This is a genomic window from Rothia nasimurium, assembly GCF_928381705.1.
Taxonomy (GTDB): Bacteria; Actinomycetota; Actinomycetes; order Actinomycetales; family Micrococcaceae; genus Rothia; species Rothia nasimurium_G.
The window spans coordinates 1-14,219 of the sequence record NZ_CAKMSR010000012.1 but is presented as its reverse complement, the minus strand read 5'-3'; the positions used below and the strand labels follow the sequence as shown (position 1 = coordinate 14,219).

The 14,219-nt window shown below is 58.9% G+C and carries 10 protein-coding genes; 1 reads left to right on the top strand and 9 read right to left on the bottom strand.

Going from position 1 to position 14,219, the window contains the following annotated elements:
• Positions 1–66: 66 nt before the first annotated feature.
• From L6762_RS09955 to L6762_RS09940, 4 genes are all read right to left on the bottom strand, one after another.
• Complete coding sequence (locus L6762_RS09955) at positions 67–345, bottom strand: hypothetical protein (RefSeq protein ID WP_237187084.1); 279 nt, start codon at positions 343–345, stop codon at positions 67–69.
• An 87-nt stretch (positions 346–432) separates the two neighbouring features.
• Positions 433–1,125 (bottom strand): deoxyribose-phosphate aldolase, encoded by a 693-nt coding sequence (gene deoC, locus L6762_RS09950; RefSeq protein WP_237187083.1) that lies wholly within the window; start codon positions 1,123–1,125, stop codon positions 433–435.
• Between the two features lie 28 nt (positions 1,126–1,153).
• Positions 1,154–2,842, bottom strand: a complete 1,689-nt coding sequence (locus tag L6762_RS09945; RefSeq protein WP_237187082.1) for a phospho-sugar mutase — start codon at positions 2,840–2,842, stop codon at positions 1,154–1,156.
• A 17-nt stretch (positions 2,843–2,859) separates the two neighbouring features.
• Positions 2,860–3,645 (bottom strand): purine-nucleoside phosphorylase, encoded by a 786-nt coding sequence (locus L6762_RS09940; protein ID WP_185174835.1) that lies wholly within the window; start codon positions 3,643–3,645, stop codon positions 2,860–2,862.
• Between the two features lie 120 nt (positions 3,646–3,765).
• On the opposite strand from L6762_RS09940, the gene L6762_RS09935 reads away from it, so the two are divergent.
• The gene (locus tag L6762_RS09935) at positions 3,766–5,184 is read left to right on the top strand and encodes an NAD(P)H-quinone dehydrogenase (RefSeq protein ID WP_237187081.1); all 1,419 of its coding nucleotides are present in this window, start codon (positions 3,766–3,768) and stop codon (positions 5,182–5,184) included.
• Positions 5,185–5,408: 224 nt separating this feature from the next.
• Here the strand turns inward: L6762_RS09935 and L6762_RS09930 are convergent, their stop codons facing one another.
• The 5 genes from L6762_RS09930 to L6762_RS09910 all read right to left on the bottom strand — a co-directional run bounded on the left by L6762_RS09930 (position 5,409) and on the right by L6762_RS09910 (position 12,062).
• On the bottom strand, positions 5,409–6,803 hold the full coding sequence (locus L6762_RS09930; RefSeq protein WP_237187080.1) for an MFS transporter: 1,395 nt from the start codon (positions 6,801–6,803) through the stop codon (positions 5,409–5,411).
• A 165-nt stretch (positions 6,804–6,968) separates the two neighbouring features.
• Positions 6,969–8,786, bottom strand: coding sequence for an acetyl/propionyl/methylcrotonyl-CoA carboxylase subunit alpha (locus L6762_RS09925; protein ID WP_237187079.1), 1,818 nt, complete (start codon positions 8,784–8,786; stop codon positions 6,969–6,971).
• 109 nt (positions 8,787–8,895) lie between these two features.
• Positions 8,896–9,606 (bottom strand): Maf family protein, encoded by a 711-nt coding sequence (locus L6762_RS09920; RefSeq protein ID WP_237187078.1) that lies wholly within the window; start codon positions 9,604–9,606, stop codon positions 8,896–8,898.
• Positions 9,607–9,680: 74 nt separating this feature from the next.
• Positions 9,681–10,457, bottom strand: coding sequence for a transposase (locus L6762_RS09915; protein WP_237187077.1), 777 nt, complete (start codon positions 10,455–10,457; stop codon positions 9,681–9,683).
• Positions 10,458–11,168: 711 nt separating this feature from the next.
• Entirely contained in the window at positions 11,169–12,062 is an 894-nt protein-coding gene (locus tag L6762_RS09910; protein WP_237187076.1) for a replication protein RepA, read from the bottom strand.
• Positions 12,063–14,219 lie beyond the last annotated feature (2,157 nt).

Here is a 14,219-nt window from a genome sequence, read left to right as displayed (position 1 = left end):
GCAGATACAAGGGGCGGCCCACCTGAAAAGGTGGGCCGCCCCTTGCTATGAGCAGCGTGCGTCTCTTTACTTGAGTGAGAGCTCAGTGCCGCTGGTGCGAGCCTTCTCGTTAGTCTTCGAAGGCAGGAACCACAGGGGGATGATGAAGGTGACGCCGTAGAGCAGTACAGCTACGGTCCACCAGCCCCAGCCGCCCTCGGGGTACATGCCCAGGGTGTAGAGGCAGCCCAGCAGGAGTACGAAGCAGAGAACGAAGAGGGCGATGTTTGAGCCCAGCTCCTTAGTGCCTGAGTACTGGGGGGTGCCGTTGCGCTCGGGGGCGCCGTTGGCCTGAGTCTGTGACATGGGGAAGTCCTTTTCGTGTGTGTACTTTATTACTCAGTATAGGTGCTGCCTCAGCGGTTCGCACCATATGACGGAGAAGAACCTGGCTTAGTAGCCGCCCTCTGCTGCTTCGCCGGCGCCGATGATGGCGATGCCCTTTGAGGCACCGATGCGGGTGGCACCTGCTTCGATCATGGCGAGGGCTTCTTCGCGGGTGCGGACGCCGCCCGAGGCCTTCACGCCCAGGTTAGGTCCAACGGTGGCGCGCATCAGGGCGATGTCTTCGACGGTTGCACCGGAGGACGAGTAGCCGGTGGAGGTCTTGACGAAGTCGGCCCCGGCTTCAACGGAGGCCTGGCAGGCCAGAACCTTCTGGTCGTCGGTCAGCTCGGAGGTTTCAATGATGACCTTGAGCAGGGCTCCACCGGCGTGGGTAGCCTCGGCGACGGCCTTGATATCTGCCACCAGGGCGTCCTTCTTACTTGCGCGGGCGTCGGCGATGTTGATAACCATATCGACCTCGCGGGCACCGGCCTCAACGGCGGTCTTGGCTTCAAAAGCCTTGACCTCGGTGGCGGAAGCGCCGAAGGGGAAGCCCACAACCACGCAGGGGACGGACGCAGACCCGGCCAGCTCCTCAGCCAGCACGGGGGCCCAGACGGGGTTGGCACAGACGGAGGCGAAGCCGTACTGCTTGGCCTCGGCACAGAGGCGGCGGACGTCAGCCTCTGAGGCGGAAGGGGCCAGGATGGTGTGGTCAATCATGGCAGCCAGTTCGGCTGCTGACAGTTTGAGAGTCATAGTGTTCTTCCTTGAAATCTTGGTTTATTTAGAGGCCCAGGGCCGCGGTCATATCTGTCTTGAGCAGGGCCAGTTTGGTGCTAGCAACCTGGCGGGCATCGGCTACGGAACCGCTGACCGGTACGACCACTTCGAGGTAGCACTTGAGCTTGGGCTCGGTGCCGGAGGGGCGCACAATCACGCGGGTGGAGTCCTCGGTGTAGTAGCGCATACCGTCGGTGGGCGGCAGGGTTTCGGTGCCCTCGGTGAGGTCTTCGACCGATACCACGGGGGATTCGGCGAGCTCTGCGGGCGGGTTAGCGCGCAGGCGCTTCATCATCGCGGGGATCTGGGCGAGGTCGTCAACGCGGACGGAGAGCTGGTCGGTGGCGTAGAGGCCGTGCTCGGTGGCAATCTCATCGAGAAGCGCGGGGAAGGAGGAACCGGCGTCCTTGAGCTCCTGGGCGTAGTCGGCCATGACCAGGGCGGCTGAGATGCCGTCCTTGTCGCGCACCTGGGCGTGGTCTACACAGTAGCCCAGCGCTTCTTCGTAGCCGAAAGTCAGGTTATCGACGCGGGCAATCCACTTGAAGCCGGTTAGAGTTTCGTAGTGGGCTACCCCCGCAGCCTTGGCGATGGCCCCTGCCAGGCGGGAGGAGACGATCGAGTTGGCGAAGGTTGCGCTTTCGGCGTCGGTGACGGACGCCAGCACCCGGGTAGCTAGGATTGCACCGGTTTCGTCGCCGCGCAGCATCGCCCAGGCACCGTCTCGCTTGACGGCGAAAGCTGCGCGGTCGGCGTCCGGGTCGTTGGCGATAATCAGGTCGGCATCAACCTTCTCGGCCAGGGCCATGGCAAGATCAAGGGCACCGGGCTCTTCGGGGTTGGGGAAGGCCACGGTGGAGAAGTTCGGGTCGGGATCTGCCTGCTCGGGCACCAGGGTGACGTTGGTGAAGCCGGCCTGATGCAGCACAGCCTCAGCGGTCTTACCGCCCACTCCGTGCATGGGGGTCAGCACGATTTTGAGGTTGCGTTCCTTCTGTTCGACCAGGGGAGTGACGCGGGCGATGTAGTCGGTAGCCACGCTCTCGGGCAGCACTTTCCAACCGTCAGCAGCCAGTACCGGGGTTTCAACAGCTGCGATTGCGGCTGCGATATCCCCGTCGTAGGGAGGAATGATCTGGGCGCCGCGTGCACCGGGCTCAACGGCGGCTCCACCCAGGTAGACCTTGTAGCCGTTGTCGTTGGGCGGGTTGTGGGAGGCGGTGACCATGACGCCAATTTCGGCGCTATATTCGCGGGTCGCCCAGGCGGTTACGGGAGTGGGCAGGGCAGAAGGCATGAGGTGAACCTCGATACCGGCGGCGGTGAAAATGGCTGCGGTGTCGAGGGCGAAGATATCTGAATTCTTGCGGGCATCAAAACCCACCACAGCAGAAATCTTCTCCCAGCCCTCGGCGGACGCGCGCGCGGTGGCGTAGTCTGCCAGGCCCTGGGCAGCACGCTGAACGACGACGCGGTTCATGCGCATGGGGCCAGCGCCCAGTTCGGCTCGCAGACCCGCGGTGCCGAATTGCAGGGTGCCAGAAAAACGGTCGGCCAAATTGGCGGTTGCTCCCTCATCGCCGGCCTCAACCTGGGCAATGATGCCCTCAAGCTGGGCTTTGGTTTCAGCGTCGGGGTCGATAGCGGCCCAGGCGCGGGCCTGTTCAAGAAGCTGTTGAGTATCTAGTGACATGGGGTTTCCTTGTGTGCTTAGAGGGCCGCAATAATATCTGCGAGCAGACGGGAAATGCGGGGGCCAGCAGCTTCGCCAGCTTCGATGACCTCGGCGTGGGACAGCGGGGTCTCCTGGATACCGGCAGCCAGGTTGGTGACCAGTGAAATGCCGAAGACCTCAAGACCCGCAGCGCGGGCAGCGATGGCTTCAAGAGCGGTGGACATGCCCACCAGGTCAGCACCCAGTACACCTGCCATTTTGACCTCGGCCGGGGTTTCGTAGTGGGGGCCGGGGAACTGCATGTAGACACCCTCCTGCAGGGAGGGATCAATGCCGCGGGCAATCTCGCGGATGCGCGGGGAGTACAGGTCGGTCAGGTCAACGAAGTGGGCACCGGTGAGCGGGGAGGCTGAAGTGAAGTTCAGGTGGTCAGAAATCAGGACGGGCTCACCGGCTGAGTAGGCGGGGTTCAGGCCGCCGCAGCCGTTGGTGAGAATCATGGTATCAGCGCCAGCTGCGGCTGCGGTGCGCACACCGTGGACGACGGCTTCAACGCCACGACCCTCGTAGTAGTGGGTGCGGGAGCCAATAACCAGGGCTCGCTTACCGTTCTCGGTCAGAATAGAGGTCAGGGTACCGGGGTGGCCCACGACAGCAGCCTTGTGGAAACCGGGGACCTCGTCAGCAGAGAGCACGTGGGTGGCTTCGCCAATGAGGGAGGCAGCTTCGCCCCAGCCCGACCCCAGCGTCAGCGCTAGGTCGTGCTTCTCGACGCCGGTTTTCTCGGCAATGAACTCCGCGGCCTCACGGGCACGAACCAGTGCCGGGTGGTGAGGGTCAGCGGTGGAAACAGCGGAAATATTTGAATCATTCAACACCCTTCTACGGTACCAAACCTGCCCAGAGTTGAGCGTGCGTGCGATGTGCGACACAATAAAGGGGTGACTCTCAAAACAGACTACGCATCGCACAAAATTGTCATTCTCGGCGGTGGCCCCGGCGGTTATGAAGCCGCCCTGGTCGCTGCAAGCCACGGCGCCGACGTCACTATCATCGAAGATAAGGGCATGGGCGGCTCGGCCGTCCTCACCGACGTCGTGCCTTCCAAAACCCTGATTGCCAGTGCGGACGCCCGCAACCGCTTCGGCAAGGCCCAGGAGCTCGCTATTTCGGTGGGCGATAATGACGCGCCGCCGCCCATTTCGGTTGACCTGGCCAAGGTCAATAAGCGTCTGATTGACCTGGCTCATCAGCAGTCCCACGATATTAAACGCACCCTTGAACGTAGCGGCGTCAAAGTGATTGATGGCCGCGGCAAGCTGGTGGACCGCCACACCGTGCAGGTGACCGATTCCAGCGGGCTGACCTATGACCTGACCACCGAGTTCATTATTCTGGCGGTGGGTACCCACCCCCGCGAGCTGCCCACCGCTAAGCCGGACGGTAAGCGCATTCTCAACTGGACGCAGCTCTACTCACTTGAAGAACTCCCCGAAGACCTGATTGTGGTCGGGTCCGGTGTGACCGGTGCAGAGTTCGCCTCAGCTTACAACGGTTTGGGCTCGCGGGTTACCCTGATTTCCTCCCGCGACCGGGTGCTGCCCGGTGAGGACGAGGACGCCGCGACCGTCCTTGAAAATGTTTTCGAACGCAAGGGCGTGCGCGTTATGCCCCGCTCCCGCGCCGAAGCCGCCTGCTACAACGAGGCCGGCGACGGCGTCATTGTCACCCTGGGGGACGGACGCAAGGTGGCTGGCTCCCACGTACTGATTGCTGTTGGTTCGATTCCCAACACCGAAAATCTGGGTCTTGAGGACGCCGGGGTTGAGGTCAGCGAGTCAGGGCACATTAACGTGGATCGCGTCTCCCGCACTAACATCCCCAATATTTATGCGGCCGGTGACTGTACCGGGGTTTACCCGCTGGCCTCCGTGGCCGCGATGCAGGGCCGTGTCGCTGTGTCGCACATGCTGGGTGACATCGTCAAGCCCCTGCGCACCCACCAGGTTGCCGCCAATATCTTTACGGCTCCTGAAATTGCAACCGTTGGCGTGAGCCAGAGCGAAATTGAGTCGGGGAAGTACCAGGCCGATATGGTCATGCTGCCGCTGGCGACCAACCCGCGCGCCAAGATGATGGCCGTAGAGGACGGCTTCATCAAAATCTTCGCCCGCAAGCACTCTGGCACCGTTATTGGCGGCGTGGTGGTGGGTCCCCGCGCCTCAGAGCTGATTTTCCCGCTCTCGCTAGCAGTCGATAAGAAACTGCACGTGGACGATATTGCCGAAACCTTCACGGTCTACCCATCGCTGACCGGCTCAATCTCAGAAGCCGCGCGGCAGTTGCACACCATGCAGTAAGTGCGCCGCCCATCATAAAACCGCCCGTCCCTCTTGAAGGAGCGGGCGGTTTTTGCGGTGCCTTGGACCTATATGCGTATGGGGGCTACAGGCACGGGTGGGGCGGGCTCGCGGCGAAGCTGCTGGCTCGGGGCTGGCGTGAATCGCTTGTGAGCGCTAGCGAACCGGCGAGAGGGTCGGCAGCGAGCGCGAGCCTGGCCTACTCTTGGTCTAAATCCTTAAACCTACTTAGTGCGGGCCATAGTGGTCAGGTCCACGTCACGGGTTTCGTGGGTGATGGCCATGAAGATCAGGGTGAGCAGACCTGCGCCGGCCAGGTAGAGGCCGACTGCACCTACACCACCGTTGGCGTTCAGCCACACCGCTGCGTAGGGGGTCAGCGCTGCGCCCAGGATGGATGCGACGTTGTAGCTGATACCTGAGGCGGTGTAGCGGACGTTGGTGGGGAAGAGTTCGGGCAGGTAGGCGCTCATGGAGCCGAAGGTCAGGCCCATGAGGGTCATGCCGATGGCCATGAAGAGCACGATCCGGCCGGTGTTGGCGTCCTCACCGGTACCAACGACGGAGGGGTCCATGAGGAAGCCGAAGGAGAGGCCGAAGACGATGATGGCACCGGTGATGACGAGCTGGGATGAGCGGCGTCCGTACTTGTCGGCTAGCCAGCCGGAGACCGGGACCATGGCTGCGAAGAAGAGAATGGTGATGAGCTGGATGATGAGGAATTCGCGGTAGGCGATGCCCAGGCCGCCCTTTTCTACCTTGCCGATGCCGAAGGAGAGGATCCAGGCGGTCATGAGGTAGAAGAGTACGTAGGTGGCGAGCATGATGAAGGTGCCCTGAATCATGGGCCACCAGGCTACCTTGAAGGCTTCTGCGAGCGGGGTCTTGACCTTTTCGTCTTTTTCGAGGGCCTGTTTGAAGACGGGGGTTTCTTCGAGCTTGAAGCGCACGTAGAGGCCGACTGCGACCATGACGATGGAGGCGATGAAGGGGATGCGCCAGCCCCAGACGAGGAAGTTGTGGTCGATGGTGTCGCCGGCGGCGAGAGAGGTAAAGCCCATGGCGACGGTGAGCAGGAGCATGAAGCCGTTGGCGAGGATGAAGCCGAACGGTGCGCCGAGCTGGGGCCACATGGCGGCGCGGGCGCGCTTACCTTCTTCGGCGTATTCGGTGGCCAGTAGGGCTGCGCCTGACCATTCGCCGCCGAGGCCTAGGCCCTGGCAGAAGCGCAGGATGGTCAGCATGGCTGGTGCCCACAGGCCGATCTGGTAGTAGGTGGGGAGCATGCCGATGAGGAAGGTGGCGATGCCCATGGTTAGGAGCGCGCCGACCAGGGTTGCCTTGCGGCCTACCTTATCGCCAAAGTGGCCAAAGACGATGGAGCCGATGGGGCGGGCGATGAAGGCTGCGCCGAAGGTCGCCATGGAGGCGAGGAGCTTGGCGGTGTCGTCCTCGCCGGTGAAGAAGAGGGCGGGGAAGACTGCCACGGCGGCGGTGGCGTAGATGTAGAAGTCGTAGAACTCGATGGTGGTGCCGATGAGCGATGCCAGGATGACGCGGCTGCGGGGCACGGTCTGCTCGGTGGCAGAAGAGGCCGGGGCGGTGACTGTTGTGCTCACGTGAACTCTCTAGTGGTGTATGGATTGTGCTGTATGGTTTTACTCTAAAACCGGCGTCCTCTATGTGAAACTTAGATTCCACTATGTGAGCATAGGAGTATGGGGTAAAGATATAGCCCCTCTGCCTGGCGGCAAAGGGGCCTATCTGAGCTTGTATGCGTAGGTTTACTTGATGGTTGCGATTATCGCCCCGGCGGAGACGGTATCGCCTGCCTTGAGCTTCAGCCCTGTGACCTTACCGGCCTTGTGGGCGGTGATGGGCTGTTCCATCTTCATGGCTTCTAGCACCACAATCAGGTCGCCTTCAGCTACCTTGGCGCCGTCCTTGACCGCTACCTTGACGATAGTGCCCTGCATGGGGCTGGTGAGCTCGTTGCTGTTGGCAGAGCCGGACGCCCCGCCGCGGCTCGAACGGGACTTGCGGGCTTTAGAAGCGGCAGCAGGCTTGGCTGAGGTGCCGCCGATAGCGGGCAAGACAACTTCCATGCGCTTGCCGTTGACCTCAACAGTGATTTTCTGCCGTTCCTCGTCAGCCTCGGGCAGGGTGAGTGCGCCGTCGTAGGCGGGCAGGGTGTTCTTAAATTCGGTTTCAATCCAGCGGGTGTGAACGGCGAAATCACCGCCGGGGGCAGGGGCAAAGGCAGGCTCATCGAGCACCGCGCGGTGGAAGTTGGCGACGGTGGGCATGCCCTCAATGACTAGCTCACCCAGGGCCCGCTTGGCCCGCTGCAGGGCCTGCTCACGGGTTGCGCCGGTGACAATGAGCTTGGCAATCATGGAGTCAAAGTTGCCGCTGACGGTATCACCGGCAACCACACCGGAGTCCCAGCGCACGCCCGGGCCAGAAGGTACAACCAGCTTCTCTATGGTGCCGGGGGAGGGCATGAAGCTGCGGCCGGCGTCCTCACCGTTGATGCGGAATTCAAAGGAGTGGCCGCGCACCGCGGGATCGGTAGGCTCGATGGCCTCACCGCGGGCAATACGGAACTGCTCGCGCACCAGGTCAATGCCGGTGACCTCTTCGGATACCGGGTGCTCCACCTGCAGTCGGGTATTGACCTCAAGGAAAGAGATGGTACCGTCGGTGCCCACCAGGAATTCGCAGGTGCCAGCACCCTGGTAGCCGGCCTCGCGCAAGATAGCCTTGGACGCCTCGTAGAGGCGCTCGTTCTGCTCCTTGGTCAGGTAGGGGGCAGGGGCTTCTTCTACCAGCTTCTGATTGCGGCGCTGCAGGGAGCAGTCACGGGTGGATACCACCACAACGTTGCCGTGGGCATCGGCCAAGCACTGGGTTTCCACATGGCGGGGGGAGTCCAGGAAACGCTCGATGAAGCACTCGCCGCGACCAAAGGCAGCAATAGCCTCACGGACTGCTGATTCGTAAAGCTCACCGATGCCTTCGCGCTCACGGGCGACCTTGATGCCGCGTCCGCCGCCACCGAAGGCTGCCTTGATGGCAACGGGTAGGCCGTACTCGTCCGCAAAAGCCTCAACCTCTGCTGCACTTTTAACCGGGTCTTTGGTGCCGGGCACCAGCGGGGCGCCAACCTTCTCAGCGATATGGCGGGCAGCTACCTTATCCCCCAGGCGGTTGATAGATTCAGGTGAAGGGCCGATCCAGGTGAGCCCGGCATCAATGACCTGCTGGGCGAACTGGGCGTTCTCAGACAGGAAGCCATAGCCGGGGTGTACGGCATCAGCACCGGAACGCTTAGCAACCTCAAGCAGCTTATCCATGACCAGGTAGGACTCAGCCGCAGTGGTGCCACCTAGCGCGTAGGACTCATCGGCTAACAGTACGTGCTGGGCCTCGCGGTCGGGGTCGGCGTAGACAGCGACGGTTGCTAGCCCCTCGTCCTGGGCGGCACGAATAACGCGAACAGCAATTTCACCGCGGTTAGCAATCAGTACCTTGCTGACGGGGCCGGTGTGGCGCCCCTTCACCGGGGTAAAGGCCTGGGCCAGGTCGTTATGTGCAGTCACTGTGAAAGCTCCTCGGGTTATCGTGCCGTGCTGGCGTGCCGTTACTGGCTATGACGCATTATGAGCAGGCGCCGGGTGGTGGCGCCTCACAAAAGTCGTATCTTGAAATTTATCGCGAATTTTTCCAAATGTCGCTGATTGAAACACCAAAGTTAGCCAGCATTGTGCGTAGGGCATGCACCGAAAGCCCTACCACGGTGTGGTATTCGCCCTCAATTCCCTTAATGAAGGCCGCACCGAAACCGTCGATTGTGAAGGAGCCAGCCACCCACAGGGGTTCTCCGGTGGCCACGTAGCGCCGGGCTTCTTCGTCGCTGAAGGTATCGAAGTGGACGGTTGCTGTGCGCAACTCGCTGGCCTCGGGGTGCTTACTATTTGCTGTGTTCTGGGTAGCCTCTCGGGTATCGACCAGCCAATGCCCGGTGTGGAGCTGTCCGCTGCGTCCGCTCATAGAGGTGATGCGTTCTAAGGCTTTCTCGGCGCTACCGGGCTTGCCGTAAGCAACACCGTCGAGCTCGAAAACAGAGTCGCAGCCCAGGACCAGGGCACCGGCTGCCTCGGGGAGGGCGGCAACAGCCTGTGCCTTAGCCTTGGCTAGGAGCTGAGCTGTTTGTGCAGGTGTGATGTCGCCCAGCCCAGCCTTATAGGCGGCCTGTTGGGCTTCGTGCAGGGCGGCGTCCTCATCGACATCGCTGACTATAACGGTGAAGCGGACGCCGGCGTCCTCCAGGAGCTTTTTGCGGGCAGGGGACGATGAGGCAAGGACGAGCCGCACCGGCTGTTCGCCCGCTAGGGCTGCGGTTTCAGTAGGGTTGTGCATGGGTAACAGTCTAACGAGACTAGCGAATCTACAACCTAAAGAGGTGGCGTCAGGCGAAATGTATAAAACGAGGCTTATTCAAAAGTCCCACCCGCAGCCAAAAACACCAACCCCCGCACCACCGCAAACACCCGCCCATACAACCCCAACGGCCGCCTAAACCCCGTATGAAGAATCCGCCAAGTCTTGATGTGAGCGATAACCCGCTCCACCACCGACCGCAGCCGATTCAGCACTCGATTATTCCGCCTCTGCTCCCGACTCAGCCGCTGACCCGGCTTGCGCCTGGCCGGGGTAGCCAACCCCAACCCGATATAGCCCTTATCAGCCACAGTGCTCTCATCAAGATATCTTTCCAAGCCATGATGTTTGAAGGCGTAAGCATCATGCCTGGCCCCGGGCACCGGGTCTGTGATAGCCAGCAACTTTCCATCCAAGGTGCAAATGACTTGGTGGTTGAATCCGGCTCGTTTGTGCTTTCCAGAGAAATTTGTTTTACCAAGTGAACGCCAATTCCACGTGGGTATCAGAGTCCCGTCAACTACTAAGGACCCGGGTGCTTTGAGGCTTTCTTTCAAAGGCTGAGTCAGCGGAGTGAGAATCTTCTCCAGGGCCTTTTCGATGGTGTTGATAGCTCGTGAGACTGTCGATTGAGAGACAGCAAAAAGTTCTGCGAGGAGTTCTTCGGTGAGGTTGTGGCGGTGGTAGAGCAGGGTGATTTTGAGGGCTTGGGTGAGGGTTAGCGCTGGTGGTCTTCCGCCTGGTTTTGACCAGGTGAGGTGATGGGTGAGGGCTGTGTGTAGTGTGGCGAATTGCGTGGCTGTGAGGCCGGTTGTACGCTGGTGTAGCAACGGTCTTGTCCGGTATGGCTTGAGGTTATTTGTAGAGATTTAACGCTCATATTTTTGCCGCGGGTGGGGCCGTTGTCTAGTTGGTGGGTGTGGGGTGCGTGTCTACTTTTGAATAAGCCTCATAGTTCCCCTCAATCTCACGAACAGTAGTACTCGCGTTACCTGCGGTAAACGCTGATAGGAACATACCAAACGCCACTACGAAAACTAGCAGTGGTCGAAAAATACCTGTTAACCTCAACATTGAAGTCCCTCCAGATTCCTACAGAATGTAATGTAATATATATTACATCAATAACCGCATGTGAAGAATACCTGTAGGGTTAAAATATGAGGATTTTACTGTTACTAATATCGGCAACTTGCCTGATTTCCGGGTGCGTGCTTTGGTTCATCGGTTTTCAAACTGCTGGGACCGCACTGGCAATCTCCAGTGGAGTCCTGGTTCTGATTTTTTCAGTAGTGCAACCTCCACAAGAGGAAAGTAATCCTACACAGCTAGAGACCATCCTTGACTGGAGCCTGGTCGCAATAGGACTAGGAGCATTCGCCATAACAAAGGATATGTTCTTCTTAGTCTCGATTGCTGTTGTAATAACAACCAGCCCTGGAATCAAAAAGATGATCAATCAGCGAACGGCGAAGAAGGAAATCCAGTCAACCAAACATCCTCAATAAGCAAAATTACAGGAGCCGCCCCTGAGAAGATTTCTATCCAATAGAACGCTTTGCGGGGCGCAAGACGAGGCCTTTGAAGCCGTTTTGTTTGCCTTGGCCTTGGCCTTCTTCGGTGACGTTAGCGTTAGGCAGGTGGCTCATTGCAGTGGCAAAGGCCGGACGGAAGACCTCTCGGAATTTATCTAAATTATGCGTTTGAGAGCCAAACTGAGCCTGTAGCTGTTCCCAGTTGATATACACCGGGGTCTGGAGCTTGAGCAGACGGCTAGAGAGCCAGAGGTAAATGTCCAGCGCCAGGGGTGATTTGGACTCACTGAGCAGTTCGCGCCAGGTTTCAGTTTTAACCGGGACGGCGTTGCTCTGAATGACGGACTCGAAGAAGTCGTCTGAGAGCAGGAGGTAGGACTCGCGTTCTTTGATGTCGGCGTTGGCGTCGAAGACGATTTCGCGACCTCGACCGACCATCAGGTCATATTCGGTGATTTTGGTGTCGCCGTTTTCGCGGTGTTCGGTGATGGAGACGTTGATGGTCATGGAGAGCACGGCGCGCAGTTGCTTCTCAGCTTCACGGGCGTTGCGGGAATTCCACGGCAACCCTAAATCTTTGAGGAAACCACGGTATGACTTGGATAAATCAATTCGAGGTGAGCCGGTTTTTTTGGCTTCAGTGGTCAGATATAGCAGGGCTGCACGAGCGAGTTTTCCTGAGGGGATGAAGCTCTCGACGGTGCCGTCGGGGTTGGTGATAGCACCGGCGGTAATGGCGGTGCGGTTACGGCCGTTCTCGCGTACCCAGAGGTTGCTCTCGATGGGGCGATAAGGCAGGGAGCCGTAGATAAGGGTTGCCGGGTAGAAGCTCTTGTGAAGCTTTTCTACTTCCTCGCTAGAGGCGGGGGTGGCAACGTTCGAGATGGTATTATTTTCCATGTCATTCCTTCGTTTTTTAGCTGTGTAAGGACTGGCAAGCCCTCAACCTGTTAGCGCAGGTATGGGGGCATTTTTTATGCCGTTGTGCTACCCGCTTAGCCTACGCTGCACTTGGTCTTGTTCGCAGCTCTACACGCGGGTAAGTCAGTTTTTCTTTCACTTGTCAGATGGGGGATTTACGGGGAAGGGTAGGCGAGTGGGACATTTAGCCCGAAGTGGCTGGGACATTTAGGGGGAAGTAGTGGGACATTTAGGGGGAAGTAGTGGGACATTTAGGGGGAAGTAGTGGGACATTTAGGGGGAAGTAGTGGGACATTTAGGGGGAAAGCTTTATTGAGAACGACTGAGAACGCACTAGTGAACAAACGACTTGTCTAACGAAATTAGACGTTCACCAAAAGGCTATTAACAAAAGGCTTTTAACAAAAGAAAAGGAATGCTACGCATACTCTCCCTTTTCTTGAGTGCTCAATCGCCGCACTCAAACTCTGGCTTTGGCGCCGTTGGCGCATTCTGCATTCGCTCGTGCCTCGCTCATGCTCTTGTGGGGGGGACGCTCCCGCTCCCCCCGCACCCCCCCCTAGCGCTGGCGCGCAAGCTACCGCTCGCTCACCCTGCGCCTGCTCCCTCGCAAGCTCGGTGCGCTGGCTCCGGGTAAGTGCTCGCTCTCGCTTGCGCGCCTGGAATCGGCATTTTCGGCTTTTCGTGTGGTTGAGATGGGGTTGAGTTAAAAAGTCTTGTTAAGTACGCGCGCGAAAATTTTTTTTTGGCAAAGACAGTCGCAAATATCGCTAAAACGCCCAAAAACCCACTTCTAAGAGCCCGAAACCCCAAAAACGCTCGGAAACCCGTCCGCAAATTTTTAGGCCCTTAGAAAGGCTTACAAGGCTTTTGAGGGTGGGGGGTGTAGGCCCTGGGGGCAACAGGGGCCAGAAAAATTTTTTTACATGTACAGCTGCATGTACCCAAAACCCCCGGATAACTAGCGCAAAAACCCTTTTTGCAGACCCTCTTTAGAGCCATAAAAAGCCCCTCTGACTAGCGGGGACGCAGACGTACAAGCACTTTGTGGTCTATGGTTTTTGGTAAGCCCCCTCTTCACGGCTCCCCGGTACCGACACTTTGCTGAATGCGCCGTGAGGAAGACCGAAGAGGAAGGTGAGTACTGTGAAGCGGAAGAAGGCCGAAAAGAAGGCCCGCGAAGCTCGCAAATGGGTGGATTCCATTGCGAAACTTCTACGGGCCATTGCTGAATTCTGGAATGCCATCGACGGTTAGTTAGGCCTGTCGTAAGCATTCCCCAGTACAGGGTGCCCTTCATCTGATTTAGCGGTCGGTGAAGGGCATCTGCTTTTGTCCCTCAAGTCTAACACTGCGGTGTTTTGTTGTCTCTAGTGCGTATCCAGGTAGAAAAAATACCGCTACGACCACCCCGCCCCGAGGGAACTCTCCTACTTACCCAAGGCGAGCTACGGAATAAGAATCACGTGTAAGACACTGCCGTCTGCACCGTCCATCCATCCGTCTCCCCGTAAGGAAAAACCGTGCGCCCCAGCAACCGCATTTGCCCTGTCTGCCGAGCAACCTACACCGGAACCACAGCCACCTGCTCCAATGCCTGCCGAGCCAAAGCATCCCGCCGAAAGCGCGCCGGCCAACCCATCGCCAACCCCTACAGCGAGCAAGAAGTCGAAGAAATCCTGACCGAACTGCACCAGCTGCAAGTGGAAAATCAGCGTCTACGCACCGGGCAAAAGCGCACCAAAGACTGGAAAGCAGAAGCAACCAAGACGCAGGCAAAACTTGTCACTGCCCAAAACCGGCTAGCCCCCCTACAGCGAGCAAAACCAGATCCTGAAAGAAGAGAACCGCCAGCTCATCCGCAAGCTCAAAAACGCTGGCCGACTCATCTACCGACTCCAAACATCACTAGGAGCACCAAGCACCCTCATCTCTGACTACATGCACTTCGCCCGCTGGTACTACAACCACAAACCCCACCGCGAATGGGACGAGCACGACTACACCCGGTGATATGTACTGGGTTTAGTTCCGACCCCGTACATTGGAAACAAACAAAAAAGAGCAAAGGAACTTCACCCATGCCCACCAAATACCCCCAAGAACTCAAAACAAGAGCCCTACGCCTACTGGCCG